1 protein-coding gene (running past one end of the window) is annotated in these 25,759 nt (G+C 69.2%); it reads left to right on the top strand.

All coding sequences use genetic code 11. The annotated features are described in order from the left end of the window. Positions 1-25,759: the 3' portion of a non-ribosomal peptide synthase/polyketide synthase gene (locus ROP_RS01200; protein ID WP_050785029.1), read on the top strand. It extends 3,779 nt beyond the left edge of the window; the window shows 25,759 of its 29,538 coding nt (coding positions 3,780-29,538); its start codon lies off the left edge, out of view; the stop codon is at positions 25,757-25,759.

Raw genomic sequence — 25,759 nt, 5'->3', positions numbered from 1 at the left:
GAACAGCCTGTCCGCCAAGCAGATCGCACACTGGCGGGCAGCGCTTGCCGGCGTGCCGCAGCTGATCGAGCTGCCCACCGACCGCACGAGGCCCGCCGAGATGTCGCATCGCGGCGGGCGTGTCGAGTTCACGATCCCCGCCGACGTCCACGGGCGTCTCGTCGATCTCGCACAGAGCACCGGCACGACGCCATTCATGGTCACGCACGCCGCGCTGGCTGTATTACTCCGCCGGCTCGGCGCCGGATCGGACATCGTGATCGGCACGCCCGTCGCGGGACGCGGCGAGGAGGCCCTCGACCACCTCGTCGGGATGTTCGTCAACACCCTTGCGCTCCGTACGACCGTCGACCTCGGTGACACGTTCGAGGACGTTCTCGCCCGGACCCGCGCCGCCGACCTCGCCGCGTTCCAGCACGGCGACGTCCCGTTCGAGCGCCTCGTGGAGGTGCTCAGCCCCGCCCGGTCGTCGGCGCACCATCCGCTGTTCCAGGTGATGCTCACGTTCCAGAACACGGCGAACACCCGGGTGGAACTCGACGGACTCGAGGTCGAGGCCGCCGAGATCGACGTTCAGGTGGCGAAATTCGACCTGCACCTCACCGTCGCGGAGAATGTCGATGCCGCCGGCAACGCTGCGGGTCTGGCCGTGCAACTGTCCTACGCGACAGACCTGTTCGACCACAGCACGGTCGTGTCGATCGGCGAACGCTTCGGCCGGCTCCTCGACGCGGTGTCAGGCAACCCGCCGGTCGCCGTCGGTGACCTCGACCTCCTCGATTCGAGGGAACACGCCGCCCTCACCGCGGCCAACGCAACGCACCGTCCGGTGCCGGCGGACACCCTGGCGTCGCTGTTCGCGGCCCAGGCCGCCGCCACCCCGGACGCCGTGGCGCTGGTGTTCGACGATCGTCGGTTGACCTACGCCGAGTTCGACGAGCGCACCGACCGACTCGCCCGCCACCTGATCCGGACCGGCGTGGGGCCGGAGTCCGTCGTCGCGGTCGGGATGCGGCGCTCGATCGACCTGCTGGTCGCCGTCTACGCGATCGTGAAGGCCGGAGCCGCGTACCTGCCGATCGATCCCGACCATCCGGCCGAGCGCACCGCGTACGTGCTCGACACCGCACAGCCGGTCTGTGTGCTGACACGCGCCGCGGACGACACCACGTTCCGCACCGCAGCACCGGTGGTGAACATCGACACCCTCGACCTTCCCGACCAGGATCCGACACCGATCTCCACCGCGCTCACCGCGGGCAACACGGCGTACGTGATCTTCACGTCCGGGTCGACGGGCCGGCCGAAGGGGGTCGCGGTCACGCACGGTGCGATCGTGAACCGTCTGCTGTGGATGCAGCACGAGTACGGGCTGACGCCGGACGACGCGGTGATGCAGAAGACGCCGGTGACGTTCGACGTGTCGGTGTGGGAGCTGTTCTGGCCGCTGCAGGTGGGGGCGTCGATGGTGATCGCCGCACCCGACGGGCACCGCGATCCCGACTACCTCGCCACCCTCATCCGCCGGCACCGCGTTACCACCATGCACTTCGTGCCGTCGATGTTGTCGGTGTTCACTGCCGAACCTGCTGTGGCGGTGTGTGATTCGTTGAGGTTGGTGTTCTGTTCGGGGGAGGCGCTGACGCCGGAGCAGGTGTCGCGGTTCCGGGCGGTCAGTGGTGCGGGTCTGCACAATCTGTACGGTCCGACGGAGGCTGCGGTCGATGTGACGTACTGGGAGACGGGCGCGGCGGATGCGCTGTCGGTGCCGATCGGTCGTCCGGTGTGGAACACGCAGGTGCATGTGCTCGATGCGCGGTTGCATCCGGTGCCGAACGGGGTGGCGGGGGAGGTGTACCTTGCGGGTGACCAACTCGCGCGCGGCTACCTGAATCGGGCGGATCTGTCCTCGGACCGGTTCGTGGCGAATCCGTTCGTCGCGGGTGGGCGGATGTACCGGACGGGGGATCTGGTGCGTCGCCGGGGTGATGGGGCTCTGGAGTATCTGGGGCGTACGGATTTCCAGGTGAAATTGCGGGGGCAGCGGATCGAGTTGGGGGAGATCGAGTCGGCGCTGGAGGCGCATCCGGACGTCGTGCAGGCGGTGGTGGTGGTGCACCGGGACGAGCGCGGCGACGAAGCGCTCGTCGCGTACCTGGTGGGACGGCGCGCGGCCGAGTGGTCCGACGTGCGCGCACACCTGTCGACACGAGTCCCGTCGTACATGATCCCGGCGCGCGTCGTGCACCTGGACACCCTGCCGCTGTCGGTGAACGGCAAACTGGACCGCAAGGCCCTGCCCCCACCGACCCTCGACACTGCGACCGCCGAATACATCGCGCCGCAGACCCCGGCCGAGGTGGTCGTCGCCGGTGTCTTCGCCGAGATCCTGGGCGTCGAACGTGTCGGCACCCACGACCATTTCTTCGACCTCGGCGGCAACTCCCTCGTCGCCACCCGACTGGTGTCGCGACTGCGGATCGCACTCGGTGTCCCGGTGTCGCTGCGCGACGTCTTCGATGCGCCGACGGTCGGCGCGCTCGCGCACAGATTGGACCGGGTCGACCCTGCGGCGCACCCCGCACCTCCCGCACTGACCCCGCAGGAGCGGCCCGAGCAGGTGCCGTTGTCGCCTGCCCAGCAGCGTGTGTGGTTCCTCAACCAGTTCGACACCTCCAGCCCCGTCTACAATCTTCCTCTCGCCGTGCGGTTCTCGGGGGGCCTGGACGTCACGGCACTGCGTCGCGCGCTCCGCGCGGTACTGCACCGCCACGAATCGCTGCGGACCGTGTTCCCCGCATCGGATTCCAGCCCCTGGCAGCGCATCCTCGACGAGCACGACGTCGACCTCGACCTCACCGTCGTCGAGGCGACCGACGCCGAACTCGCGGCCGCGATCCGGGGATTCGCCCTCGCCGGCTTCGACGTCACCACCGAGATTCCGGTACGCGCTCGACTGTTGCGCGTGCGTAACGACGAACACGTGCTTGTTCTCGTCGTGCACCACATCGCCGCCGACGGATGGTCGTTCGCGCCGCTGTCTCGCGACCTGATGGTCGCGTACGCCGCGCACAGCGGCGGCCGCGACCTGCAGTGGGCCCCGCTGCCCGTGCAGTACGCCGACTACACACTGTGGCAGCGCGAACTCCTCGGCGAGAAGCACGACCCGGACTCGCGGGCGGCCCGCCAACTCGCGTATTGGGCAACCACGCTGGCCGGGCTGCCGGACAGCCTCGACCTGCCCACCGACCGGCCACGACCCAGCGTCGCGTCGAAGCACGGAGCCACCGTGTCGTGGGAGATCTCCACGGAACTGCACGAGCGCCTGCTGACCCTGGCCCGCACACAGGACACCACCCTGTTCATGGTCGCGCACTCCGCGCTGTCGGTGCTGCTCAGCCGGCTCAGCGCGACCACCGACATCGCCATCGGCACCCCCGTCGCCGGCCGCGGCGACCGTGACCTCGACGACCTGGTCGGCATGTTCGTCAACACCCTCGTGCTCCGCGCGCAACTGGACCCGGCGTCGTCGTTCGCCGAACTGTTGCAACAGGTCCGAGAGGTGGACCTCGCCGCATTCGCACACACGGACGTGCCGTTCGAACGTCTGGTGGAGCACCTGAACCCCACCCGTACCGCAGCACACCACCCGCTGTTCCAAGTGGCGCTGTTCTTCCAGAACCACGCCCCCGCGCACCTCGAACTCCCCGGCCTGTCGGTGTCGAGCCAACCGATCCTCCCCGACGTCGCCGCGTTCGACCTGCAACTCGTCCTCACCGACACCCGCGACGCCGACGGCACACCCGGCCCCATCACCGCCGAATTCAACTACGCCACCGAACTGTTCGACGAGAGCACGATCCGATCGTTCGGTAGCCAGTTCGTCCGGATCCTCGACGCCGTCACGATGGCGCCGCACACGCCGGTCGGCGACATCGCGATCGCGCACCCCGCCGCGCGCATCCGAGAACTGTCCGGATGGAATGCCACCGACCACGACGTCCCCGACACCACCCTGCCGGATCTGTTCGGCGCACAGGCGGCGCGCACTCCCGATGCCCCGGCGGTGGTGTTCGACGGCGCCTCGCTGACGTACCGCGAGTTCGACGAGCACGCGAATCGGCTCGCCCGGTATCTGATCTCGTGTGGAGTGGGGCCCGAGTCGCGGGTCGCGCTGGCGATGCGGCGGTCGTTGGACCTGGTGGTGGGGATGTACGCCGTGGTGAAGGCGGGCGGTGCGTATGTGCCCGTCGACCCGGATCATCCCGCCGACCGGATCGGATACGTGCTGCAGTCTGCCGGGCCGGTCTGCGTCCTGACGACGACCGCGGATCGCGGCGCGCTTCCGTCCGGCGACGTGGTCACGCTCGACTGCCTTGACCTGTCCGACTTCTCCGGCGCACCTGTCACCGACGCCGACCGGGTGTATCCCCTGCGCGCGGATAACACCGCTTATGTCATCTATACGTCGGGTTCGACCGGCAAGCCGAAGGGTGTGGCGGTTCCGCATGCCGCGATCGTGAATCAGTTGCTGTGGATGCAGTCGCAGTACGCGCTGACCGGCCGGGATGTGGTGTTGCAGAAGACGGCGACCACGTTCGATGTGTCGGTGTGGGGGTTTTTCTGGCCGTTGCAGGTGGGGGCCGCCCTGGTGTTGGCCGGCCCGGACGGCCATCGCGATCCGGACTATCTTGCGCGGACCATCGACGAACTCGGGGTGACGGTCACCGATTTCGTGCCGTCGATGCTCGATGTGTTCGTCGCGTCGGTACCCGCCGACTCGTGTTCGAGTCTGCGGCACGTGTTCGTGATCGGTGAGGCGCTGCCTCCCGAGACCGCGAGTCGTTTCCGGGACCTGTCGTCCGCCGGATTACACAACTTGTATGGACCCACCGAGGCAGCGGTGTCGGTGACGTACTGGGAGACGTCCGATGCGGACACCGTGACGGTGCCGATCGGCGTTCCGGAGTGGAACACGCAGGCGTACGTGCTGGATTCGCGTCTGCATCCGGTTGCTGCGGGGGTGCCGGGGGAGTTGTATCTGGGCGGGGTCCAGTTGGCGCGGGGGTATCTGGGTCGGGTGGATCTGACGTCGGACCGGTTCGTGGCGAACCCGTTCGGGGGTGCCGGTGCGCGGATGTACCGGACGGGGGATCTGGTGCGGCGCCGGCGTGACGGTGTGCTGGAGTACATCGGGCGTACCGATTTTCAGGTGAAGTTCCGCGGTCAGCGGATCGAGTTGGGTGAGATCGAGACGGTGCTGCGGTCGCATCCGGGTGTGACCGGTGCCGCGGTTGTGGTGTATTCGGATGCCACGACCGGTGATCATTTGGTGGCGTATGTGGTTCCCGCGCCCGACCGCGTTGCCGACACCGCGGAGATTCGCCGGCACGCTTCGGGTTCGCTGCCGTCATACATGGTGCCGTCGGCGGTGGTGTTGCTGGACGAGTTCCCGTTGAACACGAGTGGGAAGTTGGATCGGAAGGCGCTGCCTGCTCCCGAGTTCACCTCGGATGCAACCGAATACGTGGCACCGTCCACGAGCGTCGAGCGTGCTGTCGCATCGGTGTTCTGCGCGGTCCTCGGACTCGAGCGGGTGAGCGTCCGGGACAGTTTCTTCGAACTCGGCGGCAACTCGCTGATCGCCACCCAACTGGTGTCCCGACTCCGCGGTGAACTCGATGTGCCCGTCACGGTGCGGGACCTGTTCGAGACTCCGACCGTCGCGGAACTCGCGGCCAGACTGTCGCAGTCGACCGGTGCGGACACCCGACCGGCGCTGATCCGGCGGGAACGGCCGGAACGTATTCCGCTGTCGCCTGCCCAGCAGCGGATGTGGTTCCTCAACCAGTTCGATCCGTCGTCCCCGGCCTATAACCTGCCGTTCGCGGTGCGCTTCACCGGGCCACTCGACCGGGTGGCGCTCGAGGCGGCCGTCGCGGACCTCGTCGAACGGCACGAGTCGCTGCGGACCGTGTTCCCCGATTCGGCGACCGGGCCGCACCAGGTCGTGCGCGACACTGCGGATGCCCCGCCGAATCTGACTGTCGCGGACATCGCCGAGGACGAACTCGAGACCGTCCTGGCGCGATTCTTCACGACGGGTTTCGACGTCACGACGGACCTGCCTGTCCGTGTCACGTTGCTCCGGGTGAGCGCCCACGAACACGTGCTGGCGCTGGTGGTGCACCACATCTGCGGCGACGGCTGGTCGATGGCACCGATGGTGCGCGATGTGATGGTCGCCTACACGGCCCGCACCCGGGGAGAGCGCCCCGCCTGGACGCCGCTGCCCGTGCAGTACGCCGACTACGCCCTCTGGCAGCGCGAACTCCTCGGTGACGAATCGGACCCCGATACCCTCGCCGCCCGGCAGCTCGACTACTGGACCGACACCCTCGCGGGCATTCCCGACGAACTGGAACTCCCGACGGACCACCCGCGCCCCGCCGAGCAGTCCTATCGCGGCAGCCACGTCGACTTCGACATCGACGCGTCCGCGCACCGCGCACTGGCGGCACTCGCGCAGTCCCGGCGGGCCACGCTGTTCATGGTGATGCACACCGCCCTCGCCGTGCTGCTCGGACGTCTCAGCGCGTCGTCGGACGTCACCATCGGAACTCCCGTCGCCGGTCGCGGCGAACCCGAACTCGACGATCTGATCGGCATGTTCGTCAACACGGTGGCCCTGCGGACCCACGTCGATCCGGGGTCCGCGTTCACCGACGTGCTCGACCACGTCCGGGATGTGGATCTCGCGGCGTTCTCCCGCGCCGACGTGCCTTTCGAACGGCTGGTGGAGGTGCTCAGCCCCACCCGGCACGCGGCCCGGCACCCGTTGTTCCAGGTGATGCTCACGTTCCAGAATCTCGAGCAGACCGCACTCGAACTCGACGGACTCACCCTGCGCGGACTCGGCACCGACATCGACGTCGCAAAATTCGATCTGCACCTGACCCTCGTCGAGCGGTTCGACCCCGCAGGTAGACCCGACGGGATGACCGCGCAATTGACGTACGCGACCGATCTGTTCGACGCGGACACGGCCGACTCCATCGCCGCCCGATTCACCACGATCCTCGGCGCCGTCACCACCGACGCGACGACCCGCGTCGGCGACATCGCCCTGCTCGGCGCCGACGAGCGTGCCGCATTGACCCTCTGGAACTCGACCGAACACGCGGTCCCCGCGACGACCCTGCCGGTGCTGTTCGATGCGCAGGTGGCGCGTACTCCCGGTGCCCCGGCCCTGGTTCTCGACGGCGCCTCGCTGACGTACCGCGAGTTCGACGAGCACGCGAATCGGTTGGCTCGGTATCTGGTGTCGTGTGGAGTGGGGCCGGAGTCGCGGGTCGCGCTGGCGATGCGGCGGTCGTTGGACCTGGTGGTGGGGATGTACGCCGTGGTGAAGGCGGGCGGTGCGTATGTGCCCGTCGACCCGGATCATCCCGCCGACCGGATCGGATACGTGCTGCAGTCTGCCGGGCCGGTCTGCGTGCTGACGACTGCCGCGGATCGCGGCGCGCTTCCGTCCGGCGACGTGGTCACGCTCGACTGCCTTGACCTGTCCGACTTCTCCGGCGCACCTGTCACCGACGCCGACCGGGTGTATCCCCTGCGCGCGGATAACACCGCTTATGTCATCTATACGTCGGGTTCGACCGGCAAGCCGAAGGGTGTGGCGGTTCCGCATGCCGCGATCGTGAATCAGTTGCTGTGGATGCAGTCGCAGTACGCGCTGACCGGCCGGGATGTGGTGTTGCAGAAGACGGCGACCACGTTCGATGTGTCGGTGTGGGGGTTTTTCTGGCCGTTGCAGGTGGGGGCCGCCCTGGTGTTGGCCGGCCCGGACGGCCATCGCGATCCGGACTATCTTGCGCGGACCATCGACGAACTCGGGGTGACGGTCACCGATTTCGTGCCGTCGATGCTCGATGTGTTCGTCGCGTCGGTACCCGCCGACTCGTGTTCGAGTCTGCGGCACGTGTTCGTGATCGGTGAGGCGCTGCCTCCCGAGACCGCGAGTCGTTTCCGGGACCTGTCGTCCGCCGGATTACACAACTTGTATGGACCCACCGAGGCAGCGGTGTCGGTGACGTACTGGGAGACGTCCGATGCGGACACCGTGACGGTGCCGATCGGCGTTCCGGAGTGGAACACGCAGGCGTACGTGCTGGATTCGCGTCTGCATCCGGTTGCTGCGGGGGTGCCGGGGGAGTTGTATCTGGGCGGGGTCCAGTTGGCGCGGGGGTATCTGGGTCGGGTGGATCTGACGTCGGACCGGTTCGTGGCGAACCCGTTCGGGGGTGCCGGTGCGCGGATGTACCGGACGGGGGATCTGGTGCGGCGCCGGCGTGACGGTGTGCTGGAGTACATCGGGCGTACCGATTTTCAGGTGAAGTTCCGCGGTCAGCGGATCGAGTTGGGTGAGATCGAGACGGTGCTGCGGTCGCATCCGGGTGTGACCGGTGCCGCGGTTGTGGTGTATTCGGATGCCACGACCGGTGATCATTTGGTGGCGTATGTGGTTCCCGCGCCCGACCGCGTTGCCGACACCGCGGAGATTCGCCGGCACGCTTCGGGTTCGCTGCCGTCATACATGGTGCCGTCGGCGGTGGTGTTGCTGGACGAGTTCCCGTTGAACACGAGTGGGAAGTTGGATCGGAAGGCGCTGCCTGCTCCCGAGTTCAGCTCGGATGCAACCGAATACGTGGCACCGCGCAACGAGGTGGAACAGGCGCTCGCCGGCGTGTTCGCCGACGTGCTCGGTGCCGGCCGGGTCGGTGTGCACGACAGCTTCTTCGACCTCGGCGGCAACTCGCTGTCGGTCACCCGCCTTGCCGCGCGCATCACCGAGACGACCGGAACCCGGCTGTCGGTACGCGACGTGTTCGAGGCACCGACCGTGGCAGACCTGGCAGTGCGCATCGACCCCACCGCGAGGGACGTGCGCCCCGCGCTGACGGCAGCGCCCCGGCCCGCCCGCATCCCGTTGTCGCTGGCGCAGCAGCGTATGTGGCTCCTCAACCAGTTCGACGCCGACTCCCCGGCCTATAACCTGCCGTTCGCGGTACGCCTGTCCGGCGTCGTCGACACCGCAGCGCTGGCGGCCGCGTTCGACGACGTCGTCGAACGTCACGAGTCGCTGCGGACGGTGTTCCCGGACGGCGGGGACGGCCCTGAGCAGGTCGTACTGGCCGTCACCGACGTCTCCGTGACACTGCCTCCGGTCGACGTCACCGAAGCCGATCTCCCCGGCCGGATGGCGGCGCTCGCGTCCCGAACCTTCGACGTCACCGCCGAGACACCGGTACGGGCCACGCTGTTCCGCACCGCGCCCACCGAGCACGTCCTGGCGATCTCGCTGCATCACATCGCGGCCGACGGCTGGTCTTTCGGACCACTCGGCCGTGACGTCATGGTCGCCTACGCAGCCCGCACGGACGGCCACGCCCCGCAGTGGGCACCGTTCGAGGTCCAGTACGCCGACTTCAGCGTGTGGCAGCGGGACGTACTCGGCAGCGAAGACGACCCGGAATCCGTCCTGGCCACCCAACTCGGATTCTGGACCCGAACGCTCGCCGGGGCGCCCGACGAACTGCCCCTGCCCTTCGACCGGCCACGGCCCGCGCAACCGACGTTCGCCGGCGGATCGGTGGGCTTCGATATCGACCCCGAAACTCACCGTCGCATTCGATCACTGGCCCGGGACCACGGGGCCACCACCTTTATGGTCGCCCACACCGCCTTCGCGCTGCTGATGGCACGACTGTCGGCCACCGACGACGTCGCGATCGGCACCCCGATCGCCGGCCGCGGCGAACGCGCCCTCGACGACCTCGTCGGAATGTTCGTCAACACCCTCGTCCTGCGCACAGCCGTGAACGGCGGAGCCACCTTCGCCGAGATGCTGCGTACAGTCCGCGACACCGACCTCGCAGCGTTCGCCCACGCCGACGTCCCGTTCGAACGGCTGGTCGACGCCCTCGCCCCCACACGCACCGCGGCTCGTCACCCCATCTACCAGGTCGCGCTGTCGATGAACCCGCTGCAGTCACCGGACTACGAACTGCCGGGACTGCGGATCGGCGTCGAGGATGTGGATCCCGGGGTTGCCAAGATCGACCTCCAGCTGACACTGGGCGAGGAACTCGATCACACGGGCGCACCGTCCGGTATGCGTGCCGAATTCATCTACGCCACCGACCTGTTCGACGAGTCCACCATTAGCGACGTCGCATCGCGGCTGCAGCGGATTCTCGAGGCCGTGACGTCCGACCCGGATACCCTGGTCGGTGACCTCGATCTACTCCACGACGCCGAGCGGGACGCACTGGTCCCGGCAAGCGGCCGGCCCGGGCTCATACCGGTCACACTGCCGGATCTGCTGGCCGGCGCCGTCCGCAGCAACCCGGACGGTGACGCCCTCGTCGCGCCCGGGCACGGGACATCCGACGGCACCCTGAGCTACCGCGCCCTGGATGCAACGTCGAACCGACTGGCGCGGTTGCTGATCGACCTGCAGGTCGGTCCCGAGGTCTCGGTGGCGTTGGCGTTGCCCCGCTCTCGGGAATCGGTGGTGGCTACGTGGGCGGTTACGAAGTCGGGCGCCGCGTTCGTTCCGGTGGATCCGAACTATCCGGCTGACCGCATCGCGTTCATGCTCGAGGACTGTGGTGCGCCGATCGGCATCACCACCGCCGCGCTGCGGGAGAACCTGCCGGATTCGACTTTGTGGTTGGTTCTCGACGACGATGCCGTGATCGAGGCTCTGACATCGTATTCCTCGGAACCCGTGCAGGATTCGGATCGAGTTGCCGCGTTGTCGGTGGATCATCCGGCGTATCTGATTTACACATCGGGCTCGACGGGGCGGCCGAAGGGTGTGGCGGTTTCGCATCGGGGTGTGGTGAATCTTGCTGCGGATGAGCGGGTTCGGTTGGGGGTGTTGTCGGAGTCTCGGGTGTTGCATTTCGCGTCGCCGAGTTTCGATGCGTCGGTGTTCGAGTTGATGATGGCGGTGAGTGCGGGGGCGACGCTGGTAGTGGCGCCGACCACGATCTTCGGTGGCGAAGAGTTGGCGGAGTTCCTGGCCGAGCAGGAGGTGTCGCATGCGTTCTGCACGCCGGCGGCGTTGGCGTCGGTGAATCACCGCGGTCTGGATTCTCTGACGACGGTAGTGGTGGCCGGGGATGTGTGTCCGCCGGAGCTGGTGGCGCGGTGGGCTCCGGGCCGGGTGATGGTGAATGCATATGGTCCGAGTGAGGCGACGATCATGTCGTCGGCGACGGGTCCGTTGGTACCGGGGCAGCCGGTCACCATCGGGTCGCCGACCGTGGGTGTCGATCTCGTTGTGCTCGATTCCCGGTTGCGTCCGGTTCCGGCGGGGGTGCGGGGTGAACTGTATGTTCTCGGTTCGAGTTTGGCTCGGGGGTATGTGCGCCGGTCGGGGTTGACGGCGGAGCGTTTTGTGGCGTCGCCGTTCGGGTCCGGTGGTCGGATGTATCGCACGGGGGATGTGGTGCGGTGGGTGACCGCGCCGGACCGGCCGCCGGTTCTGGAGTTTCTGGGGCGCAGTGATTTTCAGGTCAAGATCCGGGGATTCCGGATCGAGTTGGGTGAGATCGACGCGGCGCTGACCGCGCATCCGGTGGTGGAGTTCGCGCACACGATCGGGTTCGACGACGGTTCCGGTCATGATCGGCTGGTGTCGTATGTGCTGCCGGCGCCGGCAGCCGAGGTCGATTCCCGGGTGTTGTCGGAGTTCGTGGGGGAGCGTCTTCCCGGGTACATGGTGCCGTCGTCGATCATGGTGTTGGATTCGCTGCCGCTGACCCCGGCGGGCAAGCTCGACCGCAACGCCCTGCCCACACCCGTTTTCGCGCAGCGGAGCGAGTTCACGGCACCGCAGACCCCGGCCGAGCAGGCGATCGCCGCCGTCTTCGCCGACGTCGTGGGGGAGCCGTCGATCGGCCTCGACGACAACTTCTTCGACCTCGGCGGCAACTCGCTGTCCGCCACCCAGGTCGTCTCCCGTGTCGGTTCGGCACTGGGAACACGCATCTCCGTCCGCACACTGTTCGACAACCCCACCGTGCGCGCACTCGCGACCGCCGCAGCGTCCGACACGACGGCCGAGCGGCCCGCCCTCGTCGCCGGTGAGCGACCCGCCACGATCCCGCTGTCGCCGGCACAGCAACGCATGTGGTTCCTCAACCAGTTCGACACCACCGCGGCCGCCTACACCATTCCGCTCGCGCTCCGCATGTCCGGCCGGATCGACGTCGCGACCCTGCGCACCGCACTCGGCGACGTCCTTGCCCGGCACGAGGCACTGCGCACCGTCTACCCGGCGACCGAGAACGGTGCGCACCAGGTGATCGTTCCGGTGGAGTCGATCCCCCTCGACCTCACGCCCACCCGACTGTCCGGCGAAGACCTCTCCGGTGCGATCCTGCGCCACGCCTCCGCCGGGTTCGACGTCACCACCGACCTGCCGCTGCGGGTCCACCTGTTCCGCGAGAGCCGGTCGGAGCACGTCCTGCTGTTCGTCGTCCACCACATCTCCGCGGACGGCTGGTCGTTCATCCCTCTCGCGTCCGACGTGATGACGTCCTACGCCGCCCGGACCGCCGGCGACGCCCCGGTGTGGAACGCGTTGCCGGTGCAGTACGCGGACTACGCGATGTGGCAGCGGCACCTGCTCGGTGACTCCGACGATCCGCAGTCGCTCGCCGCGAGTCAGATCGCGTACTGGAAGCGGACACTCGCAGGACTGCCGGATCAGGTCGCACTGCCCACCGACCGCCCCCGCCCACCGGCCCCGTCGAACCTCGGCGGCACGGCGCGACTGACCCTGGACGGCGACCTCCACCGGCAACTGCACGAACTGGCGCGCGCACACCACGCCAGCCTGTTCATGGTCGTCCACACCGCGCTGGCCGCACTGCTGTCCCGGTTGGGGGCCGGCCCGGATGTCGCCGTCGGAACGTCCGTCGCGGGCCGCGGCGAGCAGTCCCTCGACGGGCTCGTCGGCATGTTCGTCAACACGCTGGTGCTGCGTACCGACGTACACCCCGACTCGACGGGCGCCGCACTGCTCGAACAGGTCCGGCGCGTCGACCTCGAGGCGTTCTCCCACGTGGAGGTGCCGTTCGAGCAACTCGTCGACGCGATCAACCCGACCCGCTCGACCGCGTTCCACCCGCTGTTCCAGGTGGCGCTCGCGCTGCAGAACCTGCAGACCCCGACGCTCGAACTGCCGGGACTGGAAGTGTCCGCACTCGACATCGAGTCGCCGATCGCCAAGTTCGACCTGAACTTCGTGCTCGGTGAACGCCACGACGAGGACGGGAATCCGGCGGGCCTCGACCTCGAACTCGGCTACGCCAAGGACCTTTTCGACGCAGACACCGCCTCGAGGATCGGCGAGTCCTTCGTCCGGGTGCTGTCCGGACTGGCCCACGATCCGCGAACCCCGGTCGGCGACCTCGACCTGCTCGGCGACGACGCCCGGCTGCGTCTCCTCGCTCAGTCCCACGGTGCGACACGGGAGACGGTGCACTCCACCCTCGTCGGTCTGCTCGACGAACAGGTACGGGCAACCCCGAGCGCCCCCGCCGTGCGCTGGCGCGACACGGCTCTGACCTACGCCGAATTCGACGCCTGCGCGAACCGCCTCGCACGCAAGCTCATCGCCGACGGGGTGGGCCCCGACGCCGTCGTGGCCGTGGAGATCCCGCGGTCGCTCGACCTGCTCGTCGCGGTCCACGCCGTGGTGAAGGCCGGCGGCGCCTACACCCCACTCGACCCCGGCCAACCGGAGCAGCGCAACCGCGACATCGTCGAACAGTCCGGCGCGTCCCTGGTGCTCACCAGCAGCGAACTGCTCAGGCAGACCGGAGCGACCCGGCACGGAGTGCGGGCAATCGCGCCGGACGCCCTCGACCCGGCCGAGTTCGGCGGGGAGCCGATCCGCGCCGCCGAACGAATCGCGCCGCTGCGCCCGGACAACACGGCGTACGTCCTCTTCACGTCCGGATCCACGGGACGGCCCAAGGGCGTGGCCGTCTCGCACGCGGCGATCACGGCGCAACTCGAGTGGCTACGTGAGCAGTACGCGCTCGGCACCGCCGACACGATGCTGCTCAAGACCCCGGTGACGTTCGATGTGTCGGTGTGGGAGTGCTTCGCGCCGCTCGCAGCCGGCGCCCGCCTCGTCATCGCGGATCCCGACGGCCACCGCGACCCCGAGTACCTCGCGGAGATCGTCCGCACGCACGGCGTCACCGTCGTGCACTTCGTGCCGGCGATGCTGGCGGCCCTCACCTCCGGCCCCGGACTGACGGATATGCCCGCGCTGCGGCACGTGCTGGTCGGTGGCGAGGCGGTGTCCCCGGAGACGATCGACGACTTCCGTGCGTCCCATCCCGCCGAGATCGACAACACGTACGGACCCACCGAGGCGGCGGTGACCACCACCTTCTTCGCGGCACGGTCCGACAACTCCGACACCGTCCCGATCGGCCTGCCCGTCTGGAACACCAGCACTCTCGTTCTCGACGACCGTCTCCGCCCGGTCCCCGCCGGGGTGGCGGGAGAGCTGTACCTCGGCGGGGTCCAACTCGCTCGCGGATACCTGGGCCGCCCCGACCTCACCGCCGAACGTTTCGTCGCCGACCCCTTCTCGACGTCGGGTGCGCGGCTGTACCGCACCGGCGACCTCGTCCGCTGGACCGCGGCGGGCCGGCTCGAGTACCTCGGGCGCACCGACTTCCAGGTGAAGGTCCGCGGTTTCCGCATCGAACTCGGCGAAATCGTCTCCGCGCTGCTCCGGCACGAGGACGTGGACCAGGCGGTCGTCGTCCCGCACTCGGATCCGCACACCGGTGAGCACCTGGTCGGGTATGTCGTGCCGCGCGGCGCAGTCGCATTGGACTGTGACGCCGTCCTGGCCGAAGCGGCGGGCAGCCTGCCCTCCTACATGGTTCCGTCGCTGCTGGTCCCGTTGACGGAACTGCCGCTGACGCCGAACGGCAAGGTGGACCGGAACGCCCTGCCCGCACCGGTATTCGCAGGGAAGGCGGAGTACACGGCGCCGCGCACCGAGTCGGAACGCGTCGTGGCGGCCGTCTTCGCCGAGCTCCTCGGCGTTTCCCGCGTCGGTGTCGACGACAACTTCTTCGAACTCGGCGGCAACTCGCTGTCGGCCACCAAACTCAGTACCCGCATCGGTGTGGCGACGCAGACGCGGATCGCCATCCGCGACGTGTTCGACGCCCCCACCGTCGCGGCCCTGGCCCGGCGGCTCGACCAGCACGGTCCGTCCACCGCGATCGCACCGCTGACGGCGGCGGTCCGTCCCGGCCGGATACCGCTGTCGCTCGCGCAGCAGCGGATGTGGTTCCTCAACCAATTCGAAACGTCCTCGCCCGCCTACAACCTGCCCGCCGCGGTCCGGCTGACGGGATCGCTGGACACGGCGGCGCTGGCCGCGGCGATCGGTGACCTGATCGCCCGGCACGAATCGCTGCGGACCGTCTTCCCCGACTCGCGGGGTGGGCCGCACCAGGTGATTCTCGAGCCCGGAGACTTCACCCCCGACGTCGCACCGGTCCACGTGAGCGAGACCGGGTTGCGCGCGGATCTCCAGGAGTTCCTCCTGGCCGGTTTCGACGTGTCCGAGGCCGTGCCGCTGCGGGTGAAGGTGTACTCGCTCGGCCCCGCCGAGCACGTGCTCGCCCTCGTCGTCCACCACATCTCCGCCGACGGTGCGTCCATGGAACCTCTGATCCGCGACGTGATGATCGCCTACGGGAGCCGTGCCGCGGGCCACCCACCCACCTGGGCGCCGCTGCCGGTGCAGTACGCCGATTACGCGCTGTGGCAGCGGACGGTGCTCGGCTCCGAGTCCGAGCCGGGCAGCCTCGCCGCCGCCCAACTGGACTACTGGACCCGTGCCCTCGCCGGTGTCCCGGACCAGCTGTACCTGCCCGGCGACCGGGGCAGGCCCGCGGTGCCGACCCATCGCGGTGCGGCGACCCGTTTCACCTTGGACGCCGGCACACACCGGGCCCTGACGGAGCTCGCACGGGCGCACGGCGCGAGCCTCTTCATGGTCGCCCACGCCGCGCTCAGCGTCCTCCTGGGACGCCTCAGCACCACCGCCGACATCGCGGTCGGCACCGCCGTCGCCGGCCGCGGCCGAGTCGAACTCGACGACATCATCGGCATGTTCGTCAACACCCTCGTCCTGCGGACGACGCTGGATCCGGGAGCGTCGTTCGTGGCGCTGCTCGCGCAGACGCGGACCGTCGACCTCGAGGCGTTCGCCCACGCCGACCTGCCCTTCGAGCGGCTGGTGGAGGTCCTGAGCCCGGTCCGCTCCACCTCGCACCACCCGCTGTTCCAGGTGGCGCTCGGTGTGCAGGCCGTGTCCGCCGACGGACTGGAACTGGACGGGCTGTCGGTGACACCGCTCACCCTCGACGCGAGCATCGCCAAGTTCGACCTGCACTTCACGCTCACCGAGCGGCTCGACGACACCGCCGAACCCGCGGGCATCGACGCCGAACTCATCTACGCGACCGACATTTTCGACGAGAGCACGGCCGCCGGGTACGCGACCCGGCTGCGCCGGATCTTCGAGGCGGTGGTCGCCGACCCGCAGCGGCCGATCGGTGACATCCCCGTTCTCGGCGAAGACGAACACGCGGCGCTGACCCCGGTCCGCGGCGCCGACCCGCGACCGGTGCAGATGCTGCCCGAGATCCTCGCCGACGCCGTGGCCGCAGCACCCGACGGTCTCGCCGTCGTCTTCGACGGTGCCGGCCTGACATACCGGGACCTCGACGAACGGTCGAATCAGCTGGCCCGGTTGCTCGTCGACCGGGGAGTGGGACCCGAAACCAGCGTCGCGCTGGCGCTGCCGCGGTCCTTCGAGTCGGTGGTGGCCGTCTGGGCGGTGGCCAAGACCGGTGCCGCCTTCGTACCCGTCGACCCCGGCTATCCCGCCGACCGCATCGTGCACATGGTGCAGGACTCCGGGGCGATGGTCGGGATCACGGTGTCCGCGAAGCGGGCACTGCTCCCGGACTCGATCCGGTGGATGCTCCTCGACGACCCGGCACTGGAGGTGCGCTGCACCCACGAGTCCCGGTTGCCTCTCACCAACCGCGACCGCATGCGGCCGATCCTGTCCGACCAGGTGGCGTACGTCATCTACACGTCGGGATCGACCGGCAGGCCCAAGGGCGTCGCGGTGACGCACCGCGGTCTGATGAACCTGGTGACCGACGAACGTGAGCTGCTCGCCGTCACGTCCCGTTCGCGGACACTGCATTTCGCGTCCCCGAGCTTCGATGCCTCCGTGTTCGAGATGCTGATGGCACTCGGCGCGGGAGCCACGATGGTGATCGCGCCGCCCACGATCTACGGCGGATCGGAACTCGCGGAACTGCTCGCGGCGGAACGCATCACCCATGCGTTCTCCACCCCCGCGGCGCTGGCGTCGGTGGACCACCACGGGCTCGACGAACTCGCCGTGGTGGTCGTCGCCGGTGACGTGTGCCCGCCGGAACTGGTCGCCCGCTGGGCGCCCGGGCGCCGCTTGGTCAACGCGTACGGCCCCAGCGAGGCGACGATCATGTCGTCCATCACCGAACCCCTCCGCGCCGGCGAACCGGTCACCATCGGCGGCCCGAGCCGCGGGGTGCGGGCGCTCGTGCTGGACGGGCGGCTGCGGCCGGTGCCGGTCGGGGTGCCGGGCGAACTGTACGTCGGGGGACCGAGCCTGGCCCGCGGCTACCTGGGACGACCGGGACTGACCGCCGAACGCTTCGTCGCCGACCCGTACGGCGAGCCCGGCGACCTCATGTACCGCACCGGCGACCTCGTCCGGTGGCGGGAGGACCGCGTCCTCGATTTCGTCGGCCGCACCGACCACCAGGTGAAGATCCGCGGATTCCGGATCGAACTCGGCGAGATCGACGCCGCCCTCACCGCACACCCGCAGATCGAGTACGCCACCACGATCGGGTACGAGCACCCGAACGGGGAGACCTCCCTCGTCGCGTACGTGCTGCCGTTCACCGGGGAGGACGTCGACCGGGTCGAGGTCGCGAATTTCGTCGGCCGCACCCTGCCGGCCTACATGGTGCCCGCGTCCGTCACCCTCCTCGACGCCCTGCCGCTCACCCCGGCGGGCAAACTCGACCGGTCCGCGCTACCCGAACCGATCTTCGCCGCGGCGGCCACGACATTCGAGGCGCCCCGGAACCCGATGGAGGTGATCGTCGCCGGCATCTTCGCGGACATCCTCGCCCTGCCCGAGATCGGCATCCACGACAGCTTCTTCGACCTCGGCGGCAACTCGCTGCTCGCCACCCAGGTGGTGTCGCGGATCAACGCCGCCCTCGACGTCCACGTCGGGGTCCGTGAGGTGTTCGAATCGCCCACCGTCGCCGCACTCGCGGCGCGGATCACCGAGACCACCACCCACGGTGCGCGGCGGCCCGCACTGACGGCGAGGGCGCGCCCCGAACACATTCCGCTGTCGCTCGCCCAGCAGCGGATGTGGTTCATCAACCAGTTCGACACCGCGTCACCGGCCTATAACCTTCCGGTCGCACTCCGGCTGTCGGGCGAGGTGGACCTGCGCGCCATGCAGATCGCGATCGCCGATCTCGTCGGACGGCACGAGGCACTGCGCACCGTCTACCCCGATTCCGGCGACGGCCCGCACCAGGTGATCGTGCCCGCCGCCGACGCGGTGCCCGACCTGACACCGGTGACGGCGCACCCCGACGACGTCCTCGAACGGGTGCTCGCACTTGTGACGACGGGCTTCGACGTGACCTCGGACGTGCCGCTGCGGGCGCGGATGTACCGCGTCGGCGCCGACGACTACGTGCTCGTCATGGTCGCCCACCACATCTCGGGGGACGGCTGGTCGCTCGCCCCGCTGGCCCGCGACGTCATGCTCGCCTACACCGCCCGCACCGAGGGCCACGTCCCCCTCTGGACGCCGCTGCCGGTGCAGTACGCCGACTACAGCCTGTGGCAGCGGGAACTCCTCGGCGACGAGGCCGACCCCGAATCGGTTGCCGCCGAACAGATCGCGTACTGGACCCGCACCCTGGACGGGCTGCCGGACCGGCTGTCCCTGCCGACCGACCGGCCGCGGCCCGCCGTCGCATCCCACCGGGGCGCGCACGTGCCGTTCACCATCGACGCCGCCACCCACCGCGCACTGCTGACCCTCGCGCGCGGCAGGAACACCTCGCTGTTCATGGTGATGCACACCGCGCTCGCGGTACTCCTCGCGCGACTGAGCAACGAATCCGACATCGCCGTCGGCGCCCCCATCGCCGGCCGTGGGGAGGAATCCCTCGACGAACTCGTCGGCATGTTCGTGAACACCCTGGTCCTGCGCACCCACGTCGACCTCGCGAGTTCGTTCGCGGACAGCCTGAACGTCGCACGGTCCACCGATCTGAGCGCGTTCGCGCACTCGGACATCCCGTTCGAGCGCCTCGTCGACGTGCTGAACCCGGCCCGTTCGCGCTCGCACCACCCACTGTTCCAGGTGGCGTTCTCGTTCCAGAACCTCGCCACCGCCACACTCGAACTTCCCGGGCTGCACGTCGAGGGACTCGACGTGCCGAACACGATCTCCACCTTCGACCTGCATCTGACACTGTCGGAGAAGCACGACGCCGACGGCACCCCGGACGTGATCGAGGCCCAGTTCACCTACGCCACCGACCTCTTCGACGACACGACCGTCCGGGCGTTCGCCGAACGCTTCACCCGCATCCTCGAGTCGGTCGTGCGGGATCCGGACCTCGCGGTCGGTGCCATCGACCTCCTGGGCGGTGCCGAGCGGCAGTCGGTGATCGCCGAATTCAACGACACCGCTGTCGATCTGCCGCCGACGACCCTCGCCGACCTGTTCTCCGCCCAGGCGGTGCGCACACCCGATTACCCCGCGGTGTTCTTCGAGGGCACCGAACTGACGTACTCCGAGTTCGACCGCCGCGTCGATGCGCTCGCCCACCGGCTGATCGATTCCGGTGTGGGACCGGACACGGTGGTGGGGCTCGCGATGAACCGGTCGATCGAACTGCTCGCCGGGATGTACGCGGTGTTGCGGGCCGGCGGCGCGTACCTGCCGATCGATCTCGGCCATCCCGCCGACCGGCTGGCGTACGTGCTGGAGACGGCACGCCCGGTGTGCGTCCTCACCACGTCCCCGGACGGTTTCACCGCCGAGAACGTCCCCGTGATCGAGATCGACACCCTCGACCTCACCGGTTCCCCACGCGGACCGGTGACGGACGCGCACCGCCGCGCCCCGCTGCGACCGGAGAACACGGCGTATCTGATCTTCACGTCCGGGTCCACCGGCCGACCCAAGGGTGTCGCGGTGTCGCACGCCGCCATCGCGAACCAACTCCGCTGGAAGCAGCACGAATACCCGCTCGACACCACCGACGCGGTCGTCCAGAAGACTCCGGTGACGTTCGACCTGTCGGTGTGGGAACTGTTCTGGCCGCTGATGTCGGGGGCCCGGCTCGTCATCTCCCGCCCGGACGGACACCGCGACCCGGCCTACCTGGCGGACCTGATGCGTCAGCAGCGCGTCACGACAGCACATTTCGTGCCGTCCCTGCTGGAGGCGTTCATCCCGGATGCGGGGGAGCAGCCGACTCTGCGCCGGGTCCTGTGCATCGGCGAGGCGCTGCCCGTCGACACCGCCGCCCGCTTCCGCAGCCGGTTCGCCTCCGTCGCCCTGCACAACCTGTACGGGCCCACCGAGGCGGCCGTGTCCGTGACCGCCTGGACCCACACGGACGTCGACACCGACACCGTCCCCATCGGCGGACCGGAATGGAACACGCAGGCCTTCGTGCTGGACGCCCGGCTGAACCCGGTCCCCGTCGGGGTGGCCGGGGAGCTGTACCTGGCCGGTGACCAGCTGGCCCGCGGTTACGTCGCCCGCACCGACCTGACCGCCGAGCGCTTCGTCGCGAACCCGTTCGGCGCACCCGGTGCACGGCTCTATCGCACCGGTGACGTGGTTCGCTGGCGCATCCGGGGCACGACGGGGGTCCTCGAGTATCTCGAACGCTCCGACTTCCAGGTGAAGGTCCGCGGATTCCGGATCGAACTCGGCGAGATCGAGTCGGCCCTCATTCGGTCCGCAGGAGTGGGGCAGGCCGTCGTGGTCGCCCACCGGAACCCGCACACCGGAACCGCCCTGGTCGCCTACGTGGTCCCCGAGGACGGCTCGACCGTCGATCCCACCGCGGTGCTGGCCGACGTCGGCGCCGCGGTGCCGAGCTACATGGTGCCCGCCGCCCTCGTCGTGCTCGCGGAACTACCGCTGACCGCGAACGGAAAACTCGACCGCAAGGCGCTTCCCGCGCCCGACTTCGCTTCGGCGGCAGCCGAATACCGCGCGCCCGCCACACCCACCGAGGAGATCGTCGCCGCCGTGTACGCCGACGTGCTCGGCGTCGAACAGGTCGGGACCGCCGCGAACTTCTTCGACCTCGGTGGCAACTCCCTCGTCGCCACCCGGGTGGTCGCCCGGCTGTCCGAGACGCTCGGCCGGCGCGTCGAGATTCGGTCCCTGTTCGAGGCGCCCGCCGTCGGCGCTCTTGCGGCGCTGCTGGACTCGACGGACGCGACCGCACCCACCCGCCCGGCGCTGACCCCGGCCGTGCGCCCCGAACTGCTCCCGCTGTCCTCGGCGCAGCAACGGATGTGGTTCCTCAACCGGTTCGACCCGGACTCCGCCGTCCACAACATCCCCGTGGCGGTCCGGCTGTCGGGCGTCCTCGACGTCGACGCACTGCAGCACGCGGTCGCCGACGTCCTCCACCGCCACGAGTCGCTGCGGACGATCTACCCGGACTCCGCCGACGGACCGCACCAGGTGATCCTGTCCACCGACCGGGTCGGGGCCGAAACGTCCGTCGACGCGGCCGACGAGGCCGCACTACCCGCCCTGATCGCCGACCTGGTGACCACCGGATTCGACGTCACCGCGGAGGTTCCGGTACGGGTGCGGATCTTCCGGATCTCCGCGACGGAGCACGTCCTCGCCGTGGTGGTCCACCACATCTCCGGCGACGGCTGGTCGATGGCGCCGATGGTGCGGGACGTGATGGCGGCGTATTCGGCGCGCTCGGCGGGCACGAGCCCGGACTGGGCGCCGCTGCCGGTGCAGTACGCCGACTACGCCCTGTGGCAGCGGGATCTCCTCGGCGACGAGACCGATCCCGACTCGGTGGCGGCGCGGCAACTCGCGTTCTGGACGCAGACCCTCGCGGGCGCGCCGGATCAGCTGGATCTGCCCACCGACCGGCCGCGTCCCGCGGTCGCGTCGTACCGCGGCGGCACCGTCGACTTCACCGTGCCGGCCGATCTGCACGGCACGGTGGTGGGTGCGGCGCGGGACGCGAACGCGTCCGTGTTCATGGTCGTGCACTCGGCGCTCGCGGTGCTGCTGAGCCGGCTCGCCGGTTCCGGGGACATCTCCATCGGCACCCCCGTCGCGGGTCGCGGCGAACGCGAACTCGACGACCTGATCGGCATGTTCGTCAACACGCTGGTCCTGCGACAGCACGTCGACGGCGGGCGCACGTTCGCCGAACTCCTCGCCGACGTCCGCGAGACCGATCTCGCCGCGTTCTCCCACGCCGACGTCCCGTTCGAGCGCCTCGTCGAGGTCGTCAATCCGTCGCGGTCCACCGGGCGGCACCCGCTGTTCCAGGTGATGCTCACGTTCCAGAACCTCGACCAGGAGTCCCTCGAACTCGGCGACCTGTCGGTGAGTGGTGTCGACCTCGACGTGGACATCGCCAAGTTCGACCTGCAGCTCACCCTGATGGAGCAGTTCGACTCCGAGGGAGGCCCCGACGGGATCGCCGCCCGCCTCACGTACGCCGCGGACCTGTTCGACGAGCCGTCCGCGCATGTGTTCGGGCAGCGGTTCCTGCAGGTGCTGCGGGCGGCGGTCGACGGTCCGGACACCGCGGTCGGCGATCTCGACGTCCTCGGCCGCGGCGAACGGAAGCAGATCGCCGGCACCAACGCGACGGCGCACCCCGTGCTTGCCGGAACCCTCGCCTCGTTGTTCGATACGGCGGTGGCGGCGGACCCCGACCGGATCGCGGTGGTCTTCGACCGGGACGAGCTGACGTACGCGAACTTCGACGCCCGCGTGAACAGGCTGGCGCGACGGCTGATCGAGCAGGGCGTCGGCCCCGAGTCGGTGGTGGCGGTGGCGATGCGCCGGTCGATCGATCTGCTCGTGGGGATCTATGCCGTCGTCAAGGCGGGCGGCGCCTACCTGCCGATCGATCCCGACCATCCGGTCGAGCGCACCGCGTACGTACTCGACACCGCACGGCCCGCATGCGTGCTGGTCAGCGGCGCCGGACTCGCCGACAGTGGCTCGGTCCCCGTCGTCGACATCGCATCCGAGGACCTCTCCCGGTACGGTAGCGCGCCGGTCACCGATCGGGACCGGCTCCGGCCGCTGACTGCGGCGAACACGGCGTATGTGATCTTCACGTCCGGGTCGACGGGCCGTCCGAAGGGGGTCGCGGTCACGCACGGTGCGATCGTGAACCGTCTGCTGTGGATGCAGCACGAATACGCGCTGACCAGCGCGGATGTTGTTTTGCAGAAGACGCCGGTGACGTTCGACGTGTCGGTGTGGGAGCTGTTCTGGCCGCTGCAGGTGGGGGCGTCGATGGTGATCGCCGCCCCCGACGGACATCGCGATCCGCGGTATCTGACTGGGCTGGTGCAGGAACGTCACGTGACGACCATGCACTTCGTGCCGTCGATGTTGTCGGTGTTCACTGCCGAACCTGCTGTGGCGGTGTGTGATTCGTTGCGGTTGGTGTTCTGTTCGGGGGAGGCGCTGACGCCGGAGCAGGTGTCGCGGTTCCGGGGGGTCAGTGGTGCGGGTCTGCACAATCTGTACGGTCCGACGGAGGCTGCGGTCGATGTGACGTTCTGGGAAACCGGTGAGTCGGACACGCACAGTGTCCCGATCGGTCGTCCGGTGTGGAACACGCAGGTGCATGTGCTCGATGCGCGGTTGCATCCGGTGCCGAACGGGGTGGCGGGGGAGTTGTATCTCGCGGGTGAGCAGTTGGCGCGGGGGTATCTCGGCCGGGTCGACCTCACCTCGGACCGATTCGTGGCGAATCCGTTCGTCGCGGGTGGGCGGATGTACCGGACGGGGGATCTGGTGCGTCGCCGGGGTGATGGGGCTCTGGAGTATCTGGGGCGTACGGATTTCCAGGTGAAATTGCGGGGGCAGCGGATCGAGTTGGGGGAGATCGAGTCGGCGCTGGAGGCGCATCCGGACGTCGTGCAGGCGGTGGTGGTGGTGCACCGGGACGAGCGCGGCGACGAAGCGCTCGTCGCGTACCTGGTGGGACGGCGCGCGGCCGAGTGGTCCGACGTGCGCGCACACCTGTCGACACGAGTCCCGTCGTACATGATCCCGGCGCGCGTCGTGCACCTGGACACCCTGCCGCTGTCGGTGAACGGCAAACTGGACCGCAAGGCCCTGCCCGCACCGGAAGTCCGCTCGGCCGCCGCCGAGTATCAGCCTCCACGATCGGCGGCCGAACGGGCTGTCGCCACGGTGTTCGGCGAGGTCCTCGAAATCGACCGGGTCGGAGCCACGGACAGCTTCTTCGACCTCGGGGGTAACTCGCTGATCGCCACCCGCGTCGCGGCCGCGCTCGGGTCCGAGCTGGGCATCGACTTCCCGCTGCAGTGGATGTTCAGCGACCCCACACCGCGGTCGCTGGGGCAACGTATCCAGAACGCGGCGATCGACGGAGTGCCCGGCGCCGGTGCCTCGCTCGACGTGCTGCTCCCGATCCGCACCCGCGGGACGGCGGAGCCGGTGTTCTGCGTCCACCCGTTCATCGGACTCGCATGGAGCTACGCGGGGCTGAGCCGGGAACTGACCGAGGACCGGCCGATCTACGGGCTGCAGTCGCCGGCGCTGACCGAGGCCGAGCCGCACCCGGGCACCATCACCGACTTCGCGGATCGCTACGTCCGCGAGATCCGCTCGATCCAGCCGCACGGCCCGTACCACCTGGTGGGCTGGTCACTGGGTGGGGTCATCGCTCACGAGATGGCGGTGCAGTTGCAGGAGGCGGGCGAAGAGGTGCGTCTGCTCGGGCTCCTCGACAGCTACGTCGGGCTCGACCGCAGCGTGGAGAACACCGCGACCACCGCGGATCTGCTCGGCGGTGCCGGCCTGGACCTGCCCGAAGACGGGGTTCTCGACGAACTCTCGCCGGACGGGCAGTTCGACGCCGAGCGGGCGGCCGCTCTGCTGCGGGTCGTCGGTGGTCCGCTGGCGGCGCTCACCGCCCCGGAACTCGACCGGATCTACCGCAACGCGCAGCAGGCCCCCGACCTGATCGACGCACACCGTCCGAGGGTGTTCGACGGCGAATTGGTGTTCTTCACCGCCGCCCTCGACGACGGCTTCCACGTCGACCCGGTGACGTGCTGGGGCCCGTACGTGCGCGGAAGGATCGACGAACACCCGGTGGACGCGACGCACTGGACGATGACGACGCCGGACGCGCTCGCCGCGATCGCGCCGCACCTCGCGCGTACGCAGCGCCGGCCGCGGCACGCCGCGCCCGACCCCGGCCGGGACACCGATCCCGACGACAGCGCGAACCGGCCGCATTCGGTGCGCTGA

The sequence above is a fragment of the Rhodococcus opacus B4 genome, assembly GCF_000010805.1.
In the GTDB taxonomy this organism is placed as follows: domain Bacteria; phylum Actinomycetota; class Actinomycetes; order Mycobacteriales; family Mycobacteriaceae; genus Rhodococcus_F; species Rhodococcus_F opacus_C.
Note: the sequence above shows the minus strand (reverse complement) of the source record. Positions and strands in the feature narration are given on the sequence as shown.